Below are 20493 nucleotides of genomic sequence, written 5' to 3' on the forward strand. Positions count from 1 at the left end.
CTAGATTGTCTAGCAGTGCTAGCATCCAGGTATGCCGACCCAGTCACGCCGCGAGCGGGCCCGCGCGGAACGCCACGACCTGATCCTGCGCACCGCCCGCGAGCTCGCCGAGTCCGTCGGCTGGGGCGCGGTCACCACCCGCCGCCTGGCCGAGGCCGTCGACTACAGCCAGCCGGTCCTCTACGGCCACTTCAAGAACATGGACGCGATCGCCGACGCGGTCGCCCTGCAGGGCGTCGAGGAACTGACCGCGGCGATGCGTACGGCGCGCGCTGCCGGCGGTCTGCGGGCGCTGGCCCAGGCGTATCTCGGCTACGCCGCAGACCATCCCGCCGTCTACGAGGCGATCTTCGTCCGCCCCACCGACCTGTCGTTCGGCACCCCGGACAGCCCCTCCCCGCTGAAGGACGCGTTCGAGGAGATCCGCGCCGGCGTGGAACCGTTCGCGGAGACCGACCCCGAGACCCTCACCGAGGTCTTCTGGAGCGCCTTGCACGGTCAAGCCACCCTCAACCACACCCACCGCTTGCGCCCGAGCCACACCCAGGCCCGCGTAGACCTCCTCATCACCCGCCTGACCGCCTAGGCGGTCAGGCGTTCCAGTGCAGGATCGCGGGTGAACCTCGCTCCCAGCCGAGGGTCGAGACGGTGGCGGTGTTCAGGACGAAGTGGCGGCCCTCGGTGACGTCGAGTTCCAGCCAGCGGGCGGTGAGACCGCGGAGGGCGTGGGAGTGGCCGAAGACCAGCACGTCACCGGGCACGGCGGCCAGGCGTGCGTTGACGCGGTCGAGGCGCGCGGCGACCTCGGCGGGGGTCTCGCCGTTCGGCACCGGATCGTCCCAGACGGTCCAGCCGGGGACGGTCTCGCGGATCTCCGCGGTGGTGATCCCCTCGTAGTCCCCGTAGTTCCACTCGACCAGGTCGTCGTCGACCTCCGCGCCGGGGAAGCCCGCGAGCTCCGCCGTACGCCGGGCGCGCTGCCGCGGTGACGTCAGCACCAGGTCGAAGGACTCCGCCGCCAGCCGGTCGCGCAGACTCGCGGCGACGCGCTCACCGTCAGCCGTCAGCGGCAGGTCGGTGACGGACGTGTGCCGGCCCGACTTGCTCCACTCGGTCTCTCCGTGCCGGACCAGGAAGACCCGGTCCTTCCGCTCGTCTGAGGTCACCCCCGCATCCTCTCAAACCGGCTCCGAGGTCTTGACCGTTTGAACGATCCACGGCAGGGTATCGAAACTGTAAGCGCTTCCACTGGCCCCCTGAGGAGCGAACCCCGATGCCTTCCGGTCCCACCGGCCGGCCGGCGACGATCTATGACGTCGCCGCTCGCGCGAAGCTGTCGATCGCGACGGTTTCCCGTGTCCTGCAAGGGACCGGCCCGGTTTCGGCCAAGGCGCGGGCGCGGGTGGACCAGGCGGCGCAGGAGCTGAACTACGTACCGCTGCGAGCGGCGCGGAGCCTCGCCGTCCAGCGGCACGAGGCGCACGGGCTGGTGCTGCCCGATCTGGCCGGTCCGTTCTACGGCGACCTCCTGATGGGCTACGAGCGATGGGCCGGCGAGCACGGCCAGAGCGTCGTCATCACGGTCACGCACGGCAACCCGGACCCGCGGCGCAGCGTGATGGACCTTGCCGGGCGCGTCGACGGGATAGTTGTCCACGGCAACGCTCTCGAGCTGCCGACGGTGCAGGGCCTGCGCAAGGCCGGCGTACCGGTGGTGCTGATCGCGCATCCACCCGTCACCGGCTGCGACTCGGTGCGGAGCGAGAGCGCCGCCAGCGCGGAGCAACTGACGACCCGGCTGCTCGAGCACGGCCGGGAGCAGCTGCAGTTCGTCGGTGATCCCGCCAGCTCGTACGACGTGTCCGAGCGGTACGCCGGCTTCGCGAAGGCGCACCAACTCCGCGGGCTGGCGGTGCCGAAGCCGCTGCGGGTCCCACTCACGGAGGAAGCCGGCCGGACCGTCGCCGAGAAGATGCTCCAGGCAACCACCCGGCCGGACGGGCTGGTGTGTGCCAACGACGAGCTCGCCCTGGCTGCGCTGGTGACGTTCGCCGCGCACGGGGTGCACGTGCCCGGCGACATCGTGGTGACCGGGTGGGACGACGTGATGGCGGCGCGGTACGTGTCGCCGGGGCTGACCACGGTGCGGCAGCCGATGGCCGAGCTGGGCCGGGTGGCCGCGGAGCGGTTGCACGAGCGGGTGACCGGGGTCCGGACCCGGGCCCGCAACGACGTACTGGCAACACAACTGGTGCTGCGGGACAGCTGCGGCACCAACCGCCTGACCGGGGCGGTGGGGTGGGCGACGAATGAGACAGCTGCGGAAGTAATCCAGTGAGGAGACACACATGTTCACCCACAGCATCCGCCGCCGGCTGGTGATCGGCAGCGCTGCACTCACCGCCACAGCGCTCGCGCTGGCCGGTTGTGGGCGGTCGGAGGACACGCCGAGCGGCGGATCCCAACCGGCCGCCACGATCAGCGACGGGCCCGCCACCGGCAACCTGACCGTCTGGGCGATGGGCACCGAGGGCGAGAACCTGCCGAAACTGATCGAGCAGTTCAAGCAGGCCAACCCCGGCGTCAACGTGACCGTCACCCCGATCCCGTGGGACGCCGCGCACAACAAGTTCACCACCGCGATCACCGCGAACACGCTGCCCGACGCCGCCATGGTCGGCACCACCTGGATGGGTGAGTTCGCCGACCTCGGCGCGCTCGACCCGACACCGCAGGGCATCGACAGCTCCGTCTTCTTCCCCGGCGCGCTCGACACCACGAAGGTCGGCGGCACGCAGTACGGCGTGCCGTGGTACGTCGAGACGCGTTCGGTCTACTACCGCAAGGATCTCGCCGCGAAGGCCGGGTTCAGCACGCCCCCGACGGACTGGGACGGGCTGAAGGCGATGGCCAAGGCGATGCAGGACAAGGCCGGCGCGAAGTACGGGATCAACCTGACGCCCGGCGGGACCGGCTCCTGGCAGACGGTGATGCCGTTCGCATGGTCCGCGGGTGCGAGCATCACCGGCGACGACCAGAAGGAGTTCACCTTCGACACGCCGCAGCTGCAGGAAGCCCTGACGTACTACCAGAGCTTCTTCACCGGCAAGCTCGCCGGGACCGACATCCCGCCGGACAACACCGAGGCGTACTTCGTCACCGGCAAGGCGCCGATCTTCATCTCCGGACCGTGGATGGCCGGGTCGGTCGCCAAGCTCGGCGGCGCCGCGATGAAGCCGAACATCGGGGTGTTCGAGCTGCCTGCCAACAAGACGTCGACGTCGTTCGTCGGCGGGTCGGACTTCGTGGTGTTCAAGTCGTCGAAGAACAAGGACAGTGCCTGGAAGCTGGTCAAGTTCCTGTCTGACCCGAAGACGCAGGCGGCGTGGTACAAGATGTCGTCCGACCTGCCCGCGGTGAAGAGCGCCTGGCAGGACCCGAGCATCGCGGGTGACCCGCTGCTCCCGGTCTTCGGAAAGCAGCTGGAGACCGCGAAGGCGCCGCCGAGCGTCCCCAACTGGGAGCAGGTCGCGACCGCGTTCGACGCCGAGGTGGAGAAGATGGTCAAGGCCGGTCAGTCCCCTGCCGACACCGCCAAGGCCATCCAGGCCAAGGCCTCCCAGATCGGTACCGGCGGCAGCTGATGAGCTCCCGGGAGACCACGGGCGGGGTTGCCGCCGCCGCGCCCGCAACAGTTCTGGGCAGGCGGCGGCGCGGGGCCTGGGACCGGCAGACCGTGGCCGCGTGGGTTCTCGTGCTGCCCTTCGTGCTGTTGTTCCTGGCGTTCACCGCAGGCCCGGTGCTCGGGTCGTTGGGGATGTCGTTCACCGACATCAGGCAGCGGGACCTGCGGACACCGTTCGCGGTGGACGGCGTCGGGTTCGGCAACTACGCCAAGGCTCTGTCGGACGAGACGTTCCGCAAGGCGGCGTTCAACACCGCGTACTTCGTGGTCGTCGGCGTACCGCTGACGCTGGCCGTCGCGCTGGCGGCGGCGGTGCTGCTGGACCGCGGCGTGCAGCGGTTCCGCAGCGTCTTCCGGGTCGGGTACTACCTGCCGGTGGTGACCTCGATCGTGGCGATCGCGGTGATCTGGCGGTTCGTCCTGGCCCCCGACTCCGGGCTGGTCAGCAGCGTGCTCGGCTGGTTCGGGATCGACGGGCCCAACTGGCTGGCCTCGAAGACCTGGGCGATGCCGTCCCTGATCGCGATGGCGGTCTGGCGCAACTTCGGGACCGCGATGCTGATCTTCCTGGCCGGTCTGCAGGGCATACCGCAGACGGTCGAGGAGGCCGGCCAGCTGGACGGCGCCGGGTCCTGGCAGCGCTTCCGGTACCTGATCCTGCCGCTGCTCCGGCCGACGGTTCTGTTCACCACGGTCACCACCGCCATCGGCTACCTGCAGTTCTTCGAAGAGCCGCTGGTGATGACCGACGGCGGGCCGTTGAACAGCACGCTGTCGGTGTCGATGTACACCTACAACCAGTTCGGGTTCGGGAACTACGGGCTGGCGACGGCGATGGCGTACATCCTGTTCGTCGTCATCGCGGTCGTCACGTTCATCCAGTTCCGGCTGCTGAGGGAGAAGTGATGCGCCGTACCTGGTGGATCTACCTGATCGGGGTCCTGGGGCTGGTCGCGGTCGCGGCGCCGTTCCTGTGGATGGTGCTCGGCAGCTTCAAGACCCAGGGCGAGCTGCTCCGGGTGCCGCCGACCTGGTGGCCGGACCGGCCGACGAACCAGAACTACACGGACCTGTTCAGCAAGGCGAACTTCCCGCGCTACTTCCTGAACTCCACGGTGGTCGCGCTGGCCGTCACGGCCGGCAACCTGACCTTCTGCTCGATGATCGGCTACGCGCTGGCCAAGCTGCGGTTCAAGGGCCGCAACGCGCTGTTCGTGGTGGTGATGGCCACGCTGATGATCCCCGGCATGGTCACGTTCGTCCCGCTGTTCGTCCTCGTCACCAACGCCGGGCTCGCGAACTCCTACCCCGGTCTGATCCTGCCGTTCCTGGTCTCGCCGTTCGGCGTGTTCCTGATGCGGCAGTTCTTCCAGGGGCTGCCCGACGACCTGATCGACGCCGGCCGCGTCGACGGCACCGGCGAACTGGGCATCTTCGCCCGGATCATGCTGCCGCTGACCCGGCCCGCGCTGGCCACGCTCGGCATCCTCACCTTCCTCGGATCCTGGAACAACTTCCTCTGGCCGCTGGTGGTCGCCCAGACCGAGGACAAGTACACGCTTCCTGTCGCCCTCGCCCTGTACTCGACCGGGCAGAACGCGCAGAACTTCGGCCTGCTGATGGCCGGCGCGGTCGTGGTCGTCGTTCCCGTGCTCGTCATCTTCCTGGCGTTCCAGCGGCACGTGACCAAGGGCATCGCCATCACCGGACTGAAATAGGAGACTTCAGATGACCGCCTTCATCAGTCGCCGCACCTTGCTCGCCTCCACCGGAGCGCTCGCCGTCGCCGGGGCGGCCGGATCATCCGCGTACGGCGGGACGCCCGCACCCGCCCAACTGCTGAAAGGCGGGTGGGTGCCGAGCCCGGGCGATCGCGCTCTGGCCGGGCGGTGGGCCCGCGACACCTGGCGCAGCCTGGTCGCCATGACGGACGAGCGCACCGGGCTGCCGGCCGACAACATCGGTGAGTCCGTGACGAACCCGGTGCGCAGCAAGTACACCTCTCCCACCAACATCGGCGGCTACCTGTGGAGCACGGTCGTCGCCAAGCACTTCGGCATCATCTCGCCGCAGGAGTCGCTGCGCCGCATCACGCAGACGCTGACGACGATGAAGAACGTCGTCCACCACGAGCCGAGCGGCATGTACTTCAACTGGTACGACGAGGCGACCGGCGAGGTCCTGCACACCGACCCGGACGGCACCAGGCCGATCACGCCGTTCGTGTCGAGCGTCGACAACGCCTGGTTCGCCTGCGCGCTGATGGTGGTCCGCAACGCCGAGCCGCGTGCCCAGGCGCTCGCGGATTCCCTGCTGAACAAGATGAACTTCGCCTTCTACTACAACCCCGCGGCCCGCCCGGGCGGCCTGATGCGCGGCGGATTCTTCGAGACCCCGCCGCCGGACGAGGAGACCGACCAGGGCAACCACGCCGGCGTCGGCCCGGACGTGTACTACCGCAAGTTCCACTACGACACCTGCAACACCGAGGCGCGGATCGCCGGATACGTCGGGTTCGCCCTCAACCAGGTCCCGCACACGCAGTACTTCGCGACGTACCGCACCTTCCCGGACAGTTGCGACTGGTCCTGGGTGGAGCAGAAGCCGAAGGGCGTGCACCGGACGTACCTCGGTCTCGACGTCTTCGAAGGGACCTACGAGTACCGCGGAATGCGGCTGGTCCCGTCCTGGGGCGGCGACATGTTCGAGTCGCTGATGCCCGACCTGTTCGTGCCCGAGGCGACGTGGGCGCCGCGCAGCTGGGGCCTCAACCACCCGCTGACCGTCCGCGCGCACATCGAGCACGGCCTGGACGACGCTCGCTACGGCTACTGGGGCTTCTCCCCCGCCTCGAACCCGAAGGGCGGGTACTCCGTCTACGGTGTCGAGGCGATCGGGATGGACCCGTCCGGCTACCCGTCCGACCTCGAGGGCACCAACTACGACGGCGGGTTCGAAGGCTGCCGCGAAGGCACCAACCCGAACCCGGCGTACGGCGACGGTGTGGTCACGCCGCACGCGGCGTTCCTCGCGATGGCCTACGCGCCGCGGCAGGCGATCGACAACCTGAGCAAGATCGAGAACACCCTGCACGCGTACGGCGGCGGCGGGTTCTACGACTCGGTCGCGGTGAAGTCGGGACTGATCGCGCGGCGGTACCTGTCGCTCGACCAGGCCATGGTGATGGGTGCCATCGGCAACGTGTTCGGCAACGACCTGATCCGGCGGAGCTTCGCGAGCCGGACGGTCGAGCAGCGGATCCGGCCGTTGATCGGGATGGAACAGTTCGAGTCCGGAGCCGCCTGAATGCAGGAGAACGCCAAGGCCGACTGGGACGAGCGGATCGCGCTGCGCAGCGACGAGGAGCGTGAGTTCACCTTCCCCGACCTCGATCCGCCGAAGGAGGTCACAGCGGCCGGCGGCGTCGGCCAGGTGACGATCGACTGGTCGCCGGTGGACGGCGCGGCGGGCTACCTGATCCTCCGCGGCGCCGGCGCGCACGGCCCGCTGCAGCCGGTCGATCATCACAGCGGCGACGTGCTGCCGGTCCCGTCGCCGCCGTACGTCGACACCACGTGCACCCCGGGCACGCCGTACCGCTACGCCGTGGCGAGCGTGCCCGAGGTGACGGCCCACGGGCGGCCGAGCTCCACCGTCGGCGCCGTGCCGCTGGTCGTCGGCACCGAGACTCCGACCGTCACGGTGACTGTCGATGTGGTTGCCGAGGGCATCGAGCTGGAGCGGCCGTGGGAACCGATGGTCGGCAGCGAGCGGCTCAGCCAGCTGCTCTGCAAGGAGCTCACCGGCGGGCACGAGATCGGCCGTGAGCTCGAGGACGCGCTGCGCCGGATGCACGACGAGCTCGGAGTCCGGACGGTGCGCGCGCACGCGATCTTCCACGACGACACCCACGTCGTCGACGGCCCGTCGTACGACTTCTCCGTGGTGGACGCGATCTACGACAAGCTGCTCGCGATCGGGCTGCGGCCGGTGGTCGAGCTCGGGTTCATGCCCCGGGAGCTGGCGAGCGATCCCGCCAAGACGGTCTTCGAGTACGCGGCGATCATCTCGCCGCCCGCGTCGTACCAGCGCTGGCACGACCTGGTCCGCGCGCTCGTCCAGCACCTGGTCGACCGGTACGGCCTCGACGAGGTGCTGACCTGGGACTTCGAGGTGTGGAACGAGGCGAACCTGGAGGTCTTCTGGTCCGGCACCAAGGCCGAGTGGCTCCAGCTGTACGACGTGTCCGCGGCGGCTGTGAAGTCGGTCGACCCGCGCCTCGCGGTCGGCGGGCCGTCGTCCGCCGCGGCCGGCTGGGTCGACGACCTGCTCGACCACACCAAGCGGTACGGCACGCCGGTCGACTTCGTGTCCACACACACCTACGGGTCCCCGCCGCTCGACGTGCGGGCGTCGCTGGAGCGGCACGGGTACGGCGATGCGCGGATCCTGTGGACCGAGTGGGGTGTCACGCCGAGGCACTTCAACCCGATCAACGACTCGGTGTTCTCCGGGGTGTTCCTGCTCCGCGGTATGCGCTCCGCGGCCGGCCGGATCGACGCACTCTCGTACTGGGTCGCCTCCGATCACTTCGAGGAACTCGGCCGGCCGCCCCGGTTCCTGCACGGCGGTTTCGGCCTGCAGACCGTCGGCGGGCTGGCGAAACCGCGCTACCACGCGATGACGATGCTCAGTCGCCTCGGCCCGGTCGAGCTGCCCGTCACGTACGACGGTGACGGCGCCGGCAGCCTGGTGGAAGCGTGGGCCTCGAGAGACCGCGACCGGATCGCCGTACTGCTGTGGAACCTCACCCTGGATCAGTCGAAGGCGGACGGCGCAGCCGAGCTGACGCGGAACATCCGCGTCCAACTGCCGGGGGTGGACTCGTGCTGGGAAGCAACCGCGACGACTCTCGCGATCGGCACTGCAGACCTGGCGACAGCCGCCGTGGGCCTGCCGGACTGGCCGACCGACGACGAGCTGGCCGAGTTGGCCGAACGCACACAGCTGGTCAGTACCCCACTCGAGTGGAATGGTTCAGCGGTCGAGGCGACGCTGCCGATGCCGGCCGCTGTGCTGCTGGAGCTCCGTCCACCTCGAGTTTGACCGCCTCGTTGAGCCAGCGTTCGACGCCCGCGATGTGCACGGTCGCCCAGGCCTGGGCGACCTCGGGCTCGCGGGCGGCGATCGCGTCCAGGATCGAGCGGTGCTCGGCGACCGAGCGGTTCACCGCGCCGGTCTGGGTCAGGCCGCGCCAGATCCGGGCCCGGTAGGTCGGCTGCCGCAGGCTCTCGATGATCGAGGCCAGCGTCCGGTTCCCGCTGCCGATCGCGAGCAGCCGGTGGAACTCGACGTCACAGGCGAGCTGGTCGTCGGCGGACGGGTCGTCGCCGAGGTCGTCCAGCAGTGCGCGCATCCCGGCGATCTCGTCGTCGGGCATCCGGAGCGCGGCCCGCGCCGCGGCGGCCGGCTCCAGGATCCGCCGTACCTCGAAGAACTCCAGCACCGAGGCGTCCTGGTGCAGGTCCAGGACGAAGCCGAGCGTCTCCATCAGCAGCGGCGGGTCGAGGCTGGTCACGTAGGTGCCGTCGCCCTGCCGGACCTCGAGCACCCGGATCAGAGCCAGTGCCTTGACCGCCTCGCGCAGCGAGTTGCGGGACAGTCCGAGCCGGGAGGCCAGGTCGGCCTCGCGCGGCAGCCGGTCGCCGGGTTGCAGCTCACCGGCCACGATCATCTGTTTGATCCGGTCGATCGCCGCGTCGGTCACCGCCATGCGCGCCCCTCCCATCGCCCTGAAACCTCCGATGTCTCTGGACCATACATCGGAGGTCTAGGTGCTGCGCTAGAGCGTGGCGAGTTGATTTTCTTCCTGAAATAAGACCTTGAACTGTTGACTCTCGTCAAGATCTCGACATATTGATCGGATGACTTACAGCTCTCCTTGGAGGTCAGGATGAGAGGAACACCAGCTCGGGCGCGCCGCTGGCTCACCGCCACCTGTGCGGTGCTGGCGCTGACGGCCGTTGCCGCCTGTGGCGGCGGCAACGACGGCAGCGGCGGCAGCGGGTCCGGGTCGGCCGACAAGGCCGACCTGACCTGGCAGTTCTGGGTCGGCGGGACCGAGGACCAGGCCGCCTGGCAGAAGGTCGCCGACCAGGCGCACACCGACCACTCCGGCATCACCGTCAAGCTGCAGGGCACCGACTGGAACAACTACTGGTCGAAGATCGGCACTCTGCTGGCCAGCGGCAAGGCCCCCTGCATCATCGGCATGCAGTCGCTGCGCCTGGCGTCGTACGCGAACGCGATGCTGCCGCTCGACGACCTGATCAAGAAGTACAACCTGAAGCCCGAGGACTTCGACAAGCCGATCATGGACGGCCTGAAGGTGGACGGGAAGCAGATCGCGATCCCGTACGACTCCGGCCCGATGGTGATCTTCTACAACAAGGACCTGTTCAAGGCGGCCGGCGTACCGGACCCGAAGCCGGGCTGGACGATCGACGAGTTCAAGGCGGCCGCGAAGAAGCTGACGAGTGCTGGACGGACCGGCCTGGTGACGACGCCGTCCGACCTCGGGACGGCTTCCTGGGTACGCACGATCAGCGGCGCCGAGCCGTTGGCGGACGGCAAGCTGAACCTCACCGACGCGAAGTTCGTCGACGGGTTCACGACCTGGGCGAACTTCGTCCGGACCGACAAGATCGCCCCGCAGGTGCCGTCCGGCAACAGCGACTTCGAGACCACGCAGTTCGTCTCCGGCAAGTCGGCGATGCAGCTGAACGGTCCGTGGTCGCTGATCGACACCCTCGGCAAGGTCAAGTTCAACCTCGGGATCGCGCCGATCCCGGCCGGTGCGGACGGTTCCAAGACCTACACCGCGGGCTCCGGCTTCGGCATCTCCCGGTCCTGCAAGACGCCGGACGCCGCGTTCCAGGCGATCATGTCGATGACCGGCGAGAAGCCGCTGACCACGCTGGCCGCCGCCGGCCGTGCCTACCCTGCCCGGACCGCGGCGCACCCGGCCTGGTTCACGGCCGCGAAGATCCCGGAGGCCAAGGAGGTCATCGAGTACGCGTCGGAGAACTCGGTCCCGCTGGTCACCTCGAAGAACTGGGTCCAGGTCAACGACCTGCTCACCCGGTTCGGCACCCAGGCGCTGAACGGTGAGATCCCGCCGGACCAGGCGCTGAAGACCATCCAGGACCAGGCGGGCGCTGGTTCCTGATGGTAACCCTCAACGACACCGTGGCCCCGACCGAGACTGTTCGGTCGGGGCGGCGGCCGGCGTTGCGGCGGGACGGGCGGTACGCGTCGGTCTTCCTGGCCCCGAGCCTGGCCGGACTGGCCCTGTTCACGTTGTTCCCGACCGCGATGGCGCTGGCGATCAGCCTGTTCGACTGGCCGGTGTTCGGCGAGCGCAAGTTCCTCGGGTTCGGGAACTACACGCACCTGTTCGGCGACCCGGTGTTCCGCCGGGTGGTGTTCAACACGGCGCTGTTCGTGGTGCTGTACGTGCCGCTCAACGTGGTCCTCTCGCTCGGGCTGGCGACCTGGCTCGGGCCGAAGATCAAGGGCCGGCAGGCGTTCCGGGTGCTGTTCTTCATCCCGGTGATGACGCCGATGGTCGCCAACGTGATGGTCTGGCGGCTGCTGTTCCAGCCCGGCGGCCTGCTCGACGCCGGTCTGAACAGCTGGTTCGGCATCGACGCGCCGAACTTCCTCGGCTCCTCGGGCTGGGCGATGCCGGCGATCGTGGCGATGTCGATCTGGCAGGGGTTCGGGTACAACTTCCTGGTCTTCTCGGCCGCCCTCGACCAGGTGCCGCAGTCGCAGCTGGAGTCGGCGCAGATCGACGGCGCCGGGCCGCTGCAGCGGTTCCGGTACGTGACCTGGCCGATGATCACGCCGTCGATCTTCTTCGCCACCACGATGACGCTGATCACCTCGTTCCAGGTGTTCGCGCAGCCGTTCATCCTGACCCAGGGCGGGCCGGGCGTGTCCACCCAGACGATCGTCATGTACGTCTACAACCAGGGCTGGCAGTTCCTCACCATGGGTCTGGCGTCGGCGGCCGGCTGGGTGCTGTTCGTGATCATCATGGGCATCACCGCGATCCAGTTCGTCGGCCAGCGGAAGTGGGTGAACTACGATGTCTGAGACTTCTGTGGCCGCGCGCCGCGTGCGTAGCGGCGTTTCGCATGTCCTGCTGATCATCGTCGCGATCGTCTTCCTCGGGCCGCTGGTGTACGCCGTCTCGACGTCGCTGAAGCCCGCGGACGAGGTGTTCACGCCGACGCCACACCTGTTCGGGTCCGAGATCCGCTGGCAGAACTACGCCGACGCGTTCGAGTTCGCGCCGTTCGGCCGGTACTTCCTGAACAGCCTGTTCGTCGCGATCGCCGGCACGCTCGTCGTGGTGATCGCGTCGAGCATGTCGGCGTACGCCTTCGCGCGGCTGAAATTCAAGGGCCGGGAGCAACTGTTCGTGCTGTTCCTCGGGACCTTGATGGTGCCGCAGGAGGTGCTGATCGTCCCGATGTACTGGCTGATGCAGTCGCTCGGCTGGGTGGACAGCTACTGGGCGCTGATCCTGCCGTGGGCGTTCACCGCGTTCGGCACCTTCCTGCTGCGGCAGTTCTTCCTGACCGTCCCGGCCGAGCTGGAGGAGGCGGCCCGGGTGGACGGGTGCGGGCCGTTCGGCTCGTTCCTGCGGATCATGCTGCCGCTCGCGCGGCCGGCCATCGCCGTCCTGACAGTCTTCACGTTCATCAGCTTCTGGGGCAGCTTCCTGTGGCCGCTGATCATCGTCAACAGCGTCGCCGACAAGGGCACCGTCCCGCTCGGCCTGGCCCAGTTCATCGGCCAGCAGGGCACCCAGTGGAACCTGATGATGGCCGCGTCGGTGATGGCGATGATCCCGACCGTCCTGCTCGTCGTCCTGTTGCAGAAACACCTCGTCCGCGGCCTGCTCGTCACCGGCCTCGGCGGCCGTTAATTCTAAGGAGAATCTGACATGACTGATACGCCTCCCGCGGCTTCGGTGGAGAAGTTCCGCGACTGGCGGTTCGGCCTGTTCGTCCACTGGGGCCTGTACTCGCTGCCGGCCCGGCACGAGTGGGTGAAGAACTACGAGCGGCTGACCGACGAGGACTACCAGCCGTACTTCGACCACTTCGAGCCGGACCTGTACGACCCCACCAAGTGGGCCCGGGCCGCCCGCGAGGCCGGTATGCGGTACGCCGTCCTCACGACCAAGCACCACGAAGGCTTCTGTCTGTGGGACTCCGAGGTGTCGGACTACACGGTCGCGCACACCGCCTGGGGCAAGGACGCCGAGGACAACGACCTGGTCAAGCGGTTCGTCGAGGCGTGCCGGGCCGAGGGTCTCGGGGTCGGCTTCTACCACTCGCTGATCGACTGGCACCACCCCGAGTTCCCGATCGATCTCGTGCACCCGCAGCGCGACGACGAGGAGGCGATCGCGAAGGCGGCCGGGCGGGACGTCCAGGTGTACGCCGACTACCTGCACGCCCAGACCCGTGAGCTGCTGACCAGCTACGGGCCGATCGACATCATGTGGTTCGACTTCTCCTACCCGGGCCGGACGTACCCGGACGGACGCTACGGCCACGGCAAGGGCCGCGACGACTGGCGCTCCGAGGAACTGATGGCGATGGTCCGGGAGTTGCAGCCGGACATCCTGATCAACGACCGGCTGGACATCCCGGGCGACTTCGTGACGCCCGAGCAGTACCAGCCGGACGGGCCGATGCAGCGCGACGGCGTACCGGTGGTCTGGGAGGCCTGCCAGACGCTGAACGGCAGCTGGGGCTACGACCGGGACAACCTGGACTGGAAGTCGCCGGAGACGCTGGTGAAGATGCTCGTCGACTCGGTCTCCAAGGACGGCAACCTGCTGCTGAACGTGGGGCCGACCGGTCGCGGCGAGTTCGACCCGCGGGCGCTCGCGACGCTGGCCTCGATCGGCGAGTGGATGCGGCTGCACGAGCGGTCGATCCGCGGCGCGCGGCCGGCGGCGGAGTACTCCGCTCCCGTCGACTGCCGCTTCACGCAGAAGGGCGACCGGCTCTACCTGCACCTGTTCTCGTGGCCGATGGGGCACATCCACCTGAACGGTCTGGCCGGCAAGGTCAAGTACGCGCAGCTGCTGAACGACGCGTCCGAGATCAAGCGGATCGTCAACGACCCGCACCAGCAGGCCCAGAACACCACGATGGGCGGAGTCTCGACCGAGACCCTGACGCTGAAGCTCCCCATCCAGAAGCCGAACGTGCTCGTCCCCGTGATCGAGCTGTTCCTCTAGACGATCGGTCCGCGGTCGACGCGCGGTCCGTCCGGTTTCCCCTCGCCGGACGGGCCGCTCGTCATGTCCCGGCTATTCGGCGGGGACCGGGCGGCCCGGCTGCTCGCCGCCGCGGGCGTCGAGGTAGTTGTTCTTCGGGACCATGACCTTGCGGCGGAACAGGCAGACCACGGTGCCGTCCTGCTTGTAGCCCTTGGTCTCGACGTAGACGACGCCGCGGTCGTCCTTGGACTTGGACTCCCACTTGTCGAGGACGACGGTCTCGCCGTAGATCGTGTCGCCGTGGAAGGTCGGCGCTACGTGCCGCAACGACTCGATCTCCAGGTTCGCGATCGCCTTGCCGCTCACGTCCGGGACCGACATCCCGAGCAGGATCGAGTAAATGTAGTTGCCGACCACAACGTTCTTGCCGAACTGCGTGGTCTGCTCGGCGTAGTTGGTGTCCAGGTGCAGCGGATGGTGGTTCATCGTGAGCAGGCAGAACAGGTGGTCGTCGTACTCGGTCACCGTCTTGCCCGGCCAGTGCTTGTAGACCGCACCGATCTCGAACTCCTCGTAACTGCGCCCGAACTGCATCGCGGTTCCTCCTCGGCTGCTGGAATCCCCATGCTGCCGGTCCGGGCGCATCCGGACCGTGGTCTGGCTCTCACCGGCGGGAGATTTAGGTCACCTCAGTCGGTGGGCCGCTGCGTCGTCTCCTGGACCGGCTGGTCCGCGTGGTTCGGCAGCAGCGGGTGCACCTCGCCCTTCAGCGCCAGCTTGGCCAGGTGGTTGCGGGCCTCCTCGGCGAACTTGAAGTCGCACAGCACGTCGTACGTCGTCGCCACCACCGCGGTCCGCGAGGTGAAGTCGCGGCGGCCGGCCGACTGCGCGTAGCTCAGGCCGCCGAACACCAACCCGAAGAAGGCGCCCAGCACCACGCCGGTGAGCAGCGCCGCGAGCCAGTTGCCGGTCGTGAACAACCCCAGCAGCAGACCGACGAACAGACCGAACCAGGCGCCACTGGCCAGTCCGGCGGTCAGCGCCCGGCCCCAGGTGAGCCGGCCGGTGATCTTCTCGACCTGACGGAGGTTGTTACCGACGATGGTCGTGTGCTCGACCGGGAACTTCTCGTCCGAGAGGTAGTCGACGGCTCGCTGTGCCTCCCGGTAGGTGTCGTACGTCCCGATCGTGAGGCCGGTCGGCCTGGGGTCCATCGAGGGCATGCCCTGCGTGGTCATCGTCGTTCCTCTCCACGTGCTTCCACCCCCCATCATTGCCGACGGCTGGTTACTGCGCCTTGATAGCCTCGCCGGTGATGACCGGGCGACGATGGGACATGGGCGCGACACGCCGTGTCGGACGAGTGTTCGCCCGGCGTGGCGGCGGCGCCGGCCGTCCCCCGGACGACGTGATGACCGGCAAGCTCGAGGGTGCGCTGGTGGACTGGGGACTGTACCGCGACGGTGTCCGCGACCGGCGGATCAACTCCTACACCGAGGCCCTGGACCGGGCACAGCGCGGACAGGGTTTCGTGTGGATCGGCCTGTTCCAGCCGACCGCCCATCAGCTCGCCATCATCGGCGTGGAGTTCGGCCTGCACCCGCTGGCGCTGGAAGACGCGTCCGAGGCGCATCAGCGCCCCAAGCTGGAGCGATACGGCGAGACGCTGTTCGCGGTGTTCAAGACGGTCACGTACGTCCCGCACGGCGACCTGACCGCGACCAGCGAGGTGGTCGCGACCGGTGAGGTCATGGTGTTCTGCGGACCAGGCTTCGTGGTCACGGTCCGCCACGGTGAGCACAGCGAGCTGACCGGGCTGCGTCAGGATCTGGAGCAGGAACCGCACCGGTTGGCCACCGGCCCCGGCGCCGTCCTGCACGCCATCGCGGACCACGTCGTGGACCGGTACCTGGAGGTCGCGGACGCCGTCCAGGCCGACATCGACCTGATCGAGACGTCGATGTTCACACCGCGAGGCTGGCGCAGCATCGACCGGGTGTACCAGCTGAAGCGCGAGGTGCTGGAGCTCAAACGGGCGGTGGCGCCGCTGACCGGCCCGATGCGCGCACTCGCCACCCTGCGGCACCCGCTGATCGCCGAGGAGACCCGGAACTACTTCCGCGACGTCGACGACCATCTGCAGCGCGTGAAGGAGCAGGTGATCTCGTTCGACGAGCTGCTCAGCTCGATCCTGCAGGCGGGGCTGGCCCAGGTCCAGGTCGCCGAGAACGAGGACATGCGGCGGATCTCGGCGTGGGTGGCGATCCTGGCGGTGCCGACGATGATCGCCGGGATCTACGGGATGAACTTCGACTACATGCCGGAGTTGCGGCTCAAGTACGCGTACTTCGTGGTGCTCGGCGTGATGCTGGGCGCGTGTTTCGTGCTGTACCGGTTGTTCAAGCGGAACCACTGGCTCTGACCCCCGAGTTCGCTCCGCCCCGGTCGGGTGAGTTGGCAACCTTTTGCCATGGCCGAAAGTCCTCCCGGATTGGAATGTTCAAACTGTTGTCCCGGGTTCTGCTGCCTTGATTCAATTCCCGAATCGCATTCGGTCAGGAATTGACTACTTTCCACGACCATTTGAGGTTGGGACGGGAGGGTATCGCGGTGCTCCGGATTCACTTCACGCCACGCGACCTGACCCGGGTCACGGTCGCGACCACACCGGCGCCGCTGTGGGAGGTGCTGCTGAGCCTGCACATGCTGCAGCACTCGGAGGGCCGGCTGATCTTCGAGGACTGGCGGCGGCACGTCCGGGCCACGGTCGCTCCGGACCAGATGCGGCTGCTGCTGGAGCTGACCCCGTCGAAGGGGTACTCCCCCGACTTCCTGACCCCGGCGGAGCCCGCACCGGACTTCGACGCCGCGCTGGCGCAGACGCTGGCGACGCCGCAGCAGCAGCTCCGCAGCCAGCTCGACCTGCTCGCGCAGTACCGGGCGCCGTCGCCCTGGACGCGTGAGCTGGCGCAGGGCGGCCGGGCGTCGCTGCAGAAGCTCGGCCGGGCCATCCGGACGTACCACGACGCGGCGATCAAGCCGTACTGGAAGTCGATCGGGACACACGTGTCCGCCGACCACGCCCATCGCGGGGAGGCGCTGGCCCGGCACGGTGTGGACCGATTGTTGTCGTCCTTGCATCCGCGGGTCCGGTGGGTACCACCGGTGCTGCAGGTGCTGGACATGAACGACCGAGATCTGTATCTCGATGGCAGGGGAATCGAGTTGCAGCCTTCGGCGTTCTGCTGGCAGGTACCGACCAAGCTGCGGGACCCGGATCTCAAACCGATCCTGGTCTACCCCATTCAGCATGCGCCCGGGATCCTGCGGCAGACGTCGATGGAGCAGCTGCCGTCGAGTGACCCGCTGGCCGCGTTGCTGGGCTCGACCCGGGCGGCCGCTCTGGAGGCGGCCGTGAGCGGCTGTACGACGACCGAGCTGGCCAAGCGCTGCCGCATCTCCCCTGCGGCCGCCAGCCACCAGGCGACGGTCCTGCGGGAGGCCGGCCTGATCACCACCCGCCGTGACGGCGCGTCCGTCCGCCACGAGATCACCCAGCTGGGCATCTGGCTGCTGTCCGGCTATGGCTCCGGCCGGCCGCGCCCGCGGTCCCGCACCCCCGCCTAGCCCCCGAACCCTGCCCCATCGCGCGCTGGGCCGACCGGCACCGCCCCGCCTGTCGACCCAGCGCGCCGGGTCAGAGTTTGTAGTCCTCCAGCAGACGGCGACCGATGATCATCCGCTGGATGTCGGCGGTGCCCTCGCCGATCAGCAGCATCGGGGCTTCGCGGTAGAGGCGCTCGATCTCGTACTCCTTGGAGAAGCCGTAGCCGCCGTGGATGCGGAACGAGTCCTCGACGACCTGCGCGCAGTACTCGCTGGCCAGGTACTTCGCGACGCCGGCCTCGAAGTCGTTGCGGGAGCCGCTGTCCTTCTTGCGCGCGGCCTTCACCATCAGCTCGTGCGCGGCCTCCACCTTGACGGCCATGTCGGCGAGCCGGAACAGCACCGCCTGGTGGTCGGCGATCTTCTTGCCGAACGTCTCGCGTTGCTGCGCGTACGCGATCCCGAGCTCGAACGCCCGCCGGGCCACACCGCAACCGCGCGCGGCCACGTTCACGCGGCCGACCTCGACGCCGTCCATCATCTGGTAGAAGCCCTTGCCGGGTACGCCGCCGAGGATCTGGGCGCCGTCGATCGCGTACCCGTCGAACACCAGCTCGGTGGTGTCGACGCCCTTGTAGCCCATCTTCTCGATCTTTCCCGGCACCGTCAGGCCCTTGTCGACCTCGCCGAAGCCGGGCTCCTTCTCGACCAGGAACGTGGTCATGTTCTTGTAGACCGAGTCCGCGCCCTCGTCGGTCTTCACCAGCACCGCGACCAGGTTCGACGAGCCGCCGTTGGTCAGCCACATCTTCTGCCCGTTGATCACGTAGCCGTCGCCCGCGCGGGTGGCCTTGGTCTTGATCGCGGACACGTCCGAGCCGCAGCCCGGCTCGGACATCGAGAACGCGCCGCGGACCTCGCCGGCGGCCATCCGCGGCAGGTAATTCCGCTTCTGCTCGTCGGTCCCGTGCTGGAGCAGCATGTACGCGACGATGAAGTGCGTGTTGATGATGCCGGACACGCTCATCCAGCCGCGGGCGATCTCCTCGACGCACAGCGCGTACGTCAGCAGGGACTCGCCGAGGCCGCCGTACTCCTCGGGGATCATCAGCCCGAACAGGCCGAGCTCCTTGAGGCCCTCGACGATCTCGGTCGGGTACTCGTCGCGGTGCTCGAGCTCGGTGGCGACCGGGAGGATCTCGGCCTCGACGAAGGCCCGGACCGTCTTCAGGATCTCCTCCTGGACGTCGGTCAGCCCGTCGGTCTGCTGCAACCTGCTCATCGTGCGTCTCCTTCGGCCGGCTTACCCGCGAGTATCGCGGTTACCAGCATCCAGGCACTACGGTGACACCCGCTGTGACACCGGCCACCCGGGGAAGGTCGCGTGGCTCACTCGCCGCCGCGGTCGGGACGCGGCAGTGCCTGACCGATGGTCTGGAACAGCGCGGCGATCTCCGGTGTCGCCTGCCAGCGGTGGCGTTGCTGCGCCTCGTACAGCGTGCGCCGCGCGGCGTAGAAGTGCTGCGCGGCGGACTCGGTGTCGCCCTGGTCGAGCGCCTGGGCTGCCTGGTCCAGGTCGTGCGCTGCCTCGCGCGGCGCCTTGCTGCGGCTGTTCTGCTGGGTCGCGCGCACCTGCGCGGCCAGCGTGCGCAGCCGCTGGATCAGGATCGCCTGCGGATTCTGCGTCTGCTTGGGCGTCGGCTTCTTGGTCGGCTTCGTCTTGGTGGGAGTGGGCGTCGTCGCCGTGGGCTTGGGCGTGGTCGTCGGAGCGGCCGTGGCCTTCTGGACCGGCGCGGACGGCGTACCGACGGCCTGTGCCTTCGGGGTGTCGTTGGTGACGCCCTCACGCAGCAAGAGCAGACCGCTGATGGCTGCGAGCACCACTGCGGCCCCGATCCCTACCTTGGCCAGCGGGAAGGCGCGCTTGGGCGCACGGTGCGTGGTGGGCTCGTCTTCCCAGTGCCCGATGTCGAGCGGCTCCTCAGCCGGAGCCCCCGGCGTGAAGGCGAGCACCTGTGTGTTGGCGCCGTTGCTGAGGAGTGCGGCCACGTCAGCTTCCGATGACGGGCGGTCGGCCGGGTTCTTGGCCAGCAGGTGCGTCACGAGGCCGGCCAGCTCGGCGGGCACGTCGGTGCGGGTGATCTGCGGCGGCGGTGCGTCGAGATGCTGCCGCATGACCGCATCCGCGGTCGGGCCGGTGAACGGCGGCCGACCGGTCAGCAGCTCGTGCAGCACGCAGCCGAACGCGTACCAGTCGCTCGCCGGGGTGGCCTGCTCGCCGCGGATCTGCTCCGGCGACACGTACGACGCCGTACCGAGCAGGACGCCCAGCGCGGTCGTCTCGTTGCCCGCCCTCTTGGCGATGCCGAAGTCGGTCATCTTGAGCGTGCCATCGGGGGCCAGCAGCAGGTTGGCGGGCTTCACGTCGCGGTGCACGATCCCGGCCGCGTGCGCGGCGTCCAGCGCGCGGGCGCCCTGCGTGGCGATGTTCGCGACCAGGCCGGCGGTCGGGAGTCCCGAAGTCCGCATCAGCTTGGCGAGGTCGGGGCCCTGGACGAGCTCCATCACCAGGAAGACGTGGTCGCCCTCGGTGCCGACGTCGTACGTCGCGACCACGTTCGGATGCGTCAATCGAGCGGCTGATTGAGCCTCGGCCCGGAACCGCTCGACCGCGTCCATCGGGTCGCCGTCGAGGCTGCGCAGCAGTTTCACCGCCACCTGGCGGGCGAGGATCGTGTCCTCGGCCTGCCACACCTCACCCGCACCGCCCCTGCCCAGCAGGGTCAGCAACCGGTACCGACCTGCCAGTACCTTGCCGTTCAACACATACACCTTCCGCAGCGGACCGGATCACCTTAGGCGGGAAGTGCCGCAATGTACGAGTCCGGGCCGG

The 20493-nt window shown here is 68.6% G+C and carries 19 protein-coding genes; 13 read left to right on the top strand and 6 right to left on the bottom strand.

What is annotated here, in order from left to right:
- Positions 1-31: 31 nt before the first annotated feature.
- Positions 32-586: a TetR/AcrR family transcriptional regulator gene (locus AB0L64_RS34725; protein ID WP_363717199.1), complete on the top strand. Its 555-nt coding sequence runs from the start codon at positions 32-34 to the stop codon at positions 584-586.
- Positions 587-590: 4 nt separating this feature from the next.
- On the opposite strand, the gene AB0L64_RS34730 is transcribed toward AB0L64_RS34725, so the two are convergent.
- Entirely contained in the window at positions 591-1166 is a 576-nt protein-coding gene (locus tag AB0L64_RS34730) for a histidine phosphatase family protein (RefSeq protein WP_359925892.1), read from the bottom strand.
- A 107-nt stretch (positions 1167-1273) separates the two neighbouring features.
- On the opposite strand from AB0L64_RS34730, the gene AB0L64_RS34735 reads away from it, so the two are divergent.
- From AB0L64_RS34735 to AB0L64_RS34760, 6 genes are read left to right on the top strand one after another with little or no spacing between them, the layout of a single operon-like run.
- Complete coding sequence (locus tag AB0L64_RS34735) at positions 1274-2338, top strand: LacI family DNA-binding transcriptional regulator (protein ID WP_363717202.1); 1065 nt, start codon at positions 1274-1276, stop codon at positions 2336-2338.
- Between the two features lie 10 nt (positions 2339-2348).
- The gene (locus AB0L64_RS34740; RefSeq protein WP_363717204.1) at positions 2349-3644 is read left to right on the top strand and encodes a sugar ABC transporter substrate-binding protein; all 1296 of its coding nucleotides are present in this window, start codon (positions 2349-2351) and stop codon (positions 3642-3644) included.
- Positions 3644-4591, top strand: coding sequence for a sugar ABC transporter permease (locus AB0L64_RS34745; RefSeq protein ID WP_363717206.1), 948 nt, complete (start codon positions 3644-3646; stop codon positions 4589-4591). The genes AB0L64_RS34740 and AB0L64_RS34745 overlap by 1 nt, the downstream gene beginning before the upstream one ends.
- A complete protein-coding gene (locus AB0L64_RS34750; protein ID WP_363717208.1) occupies positions 4591-5403 on the top strand; it encodes a carbohydrate ABC transporter permease in 813 nt (270 codons plus the stop codon). Before AB0L64_RS34745 ends, AB0L64_RS34750 begins: the two co-directional genes overlap by 1 nt.
- A 10-nt stretch (positions 5404-5413) precedes the next feature.
- The gene (locus AB0L64_RS34755; RefSeq protein WP_363717210.1) at positions 5414-6991 is read left to right on the top strand and encodes a glucoamylase family protein; all 1578 of its coding nucleotides are present in this window, start codon (positions 5414-5416) and stop codon (positions 6989-6991) included.
- Complete coding sequence (locus AB0L64_RS34760) at positions 6992-8791, top strand: xylan 1,4-beta-xylosidase (protein WP_363717212.1); 1800 nt, start codon at positions 6992-6994, stop codon at positions 8789-8791.
- Here the strand turns inward: AB0L64_RS34760 and AB0L64_RS34765 are convergent.
- Complete coding sequence (locus AB0L64_RS34765) at positions 8697-9458, bottom strand: FadR/GntR family transcriptional regulator (RefSeq protein WP_363717214.1); 762 nt, start codon at positions 9456-9458, stop codon at positions 8697-8699. The genes AB0L64_RS34760 and AB0L64_RS34765 overlap by 95 nt on opposite strands.
- Before the next feature lie 180 nt (positions 9459-9638).
- Between AB0L64_RS34765 and AB0L64_RS34770 the strand changes: the two genes are divergently transcribed.
- The 4 genes from AB0L64_RS34770 to AB0L64_RS34785 are packed head-to-tail and all read left to right on the top strand — an operon-like array spanning position 9639 to position 14012.
- Entirely contained in the window at positions 9639-10913 is a 1275-nt protein-coding gene (locus AB0L64_RS34770; protein ID WP_363717216.1) for a sugar ABC transporter substrate-binding protein, read from the top strand.
- Positions 10913-11845, top strand: a complete 933-nt coding sequence (locus tag AB0L64_RS34775) for a sugar ABC transporter permease (RefSeq protein WP_363717218.1) — start codon at positions 10913-10915, stop codon at positions 11843-11845. The genes AB0L64_RS34770 and AB0L64_RS34775 overlap by 1 nt, the downstream gene beginning before the upstream one ends.
- Positions 11838-12683: a carbohydrate ABC transporter permease gene (locus AB0L64_RS34780; protein WP_359925919.1), complete on the top strand. Its 846-nt coding sequence runs from the start codon at positions 11838-11840 to the stop codon at positions 12681-12683. Before AB0L64_RS34775 ends, AB0L64_RS34780 begins: the two co-directional genes overlap by 8 nt.
- 18 nt (positions 12684-12701) lie before the next feature.
- Positions 12702-14012: an alpha-L-fucosidase gene (locus AB0L64_RS34785; RefSeq protein WP_363717222.1), complete on the top strand. Its 1311-nt coding sequence runs from the start codon at positions 12702-12704 to the stop codon at positions 14010-14012.
- 72 nt (positions 14013-14084) lie between these two features.
- Here AB0L64_RS34785 and AB0L64_RS34790 read toward each other — a convergent pair whose 3' ends face one another.
- On the bottom strand, positions 14085-14588 hold the full coding sequence (locus tag AB0L64_RS34790; protein ID WP_363717224.1) for a MaoC family dehydratase: 504 nt from the start codon (positions 14586-14588) through the stop codon (positions 14085-14087).
- A 95-nt stretch (positions 14589-14683) separates the two neighbouring features.
- On the bottom strand, positions 14684-15232 hold the full coding sequence (locus tag AB0L64_RS34795; RefSeq protein WP_359925927.1) for a general stress protein: 549 nt from the start codon (positions 15230-15232) through the stop codon (positions 14684-14686).
- Between the two features lie 77 nt (positions 15233-15309).
- Here AB0L64_RS34795 and AB0L64_RS34800 point away from each other — a divergent pair, with 77 nt between their 5' ends.
- Complete coding sequence (locus AB0L64_RS34800; protein ID WP_363717227.1) at positions 15310-16416, top strand: magnesium and cobalt transport protein CorA; 1107 nt, start codon at positions 15310-15312, stop codon at positions 16414-16416.
- A gap of 188 nt (positions 16417-16604) precedes the next feature.
- A complete protein-coding gene (locus AB0L64_RS34805; protein ID WP_363717229.1) occupies positions 16605-17621 on the top strand; it encodes a winged helix-turn-helix domain-containing protein in 1017 nt (338 codons plus the stop codon).
- Positions 17622-17691: 70 nt separating this feature from the next.
- On the opposite strand, the gene AB0L64_RS34810 is transcribed toward AB0L64_RS34805, so the two are convergent.
- Positions 17692-18882: an acyl-CoA dehydrogenase family protein gene (locus tag AB0L64_RS34810; protein WP_363717231.1), complete on the bottom strand. Its 1191-nt coding sequence runs from the start codon at positions 18880-18882 to the stop codon at positions 17692-17694.
- 107 nt (positions 18883-18989) lie between these two features.
- Complete coding sequence (locus AB0L64_RS34815; protein ID WP_363717233.1) at positions 18990-20423, bottom strand: protein kinase; 1434 nt, start codon at positions 20421-20423, stop codon at positions 18990-18992.
- Positions 20424-20493 lie beyond the last annotated feature (70 nt).

The organism is Kribbella sp. NPDC051936 (assembly GCF_040680955.1).
GTDB lineage: Bacteria > Actinomycetota > Actinomycetes > Propionibacteriales > Kribbellaceae > Kribbella.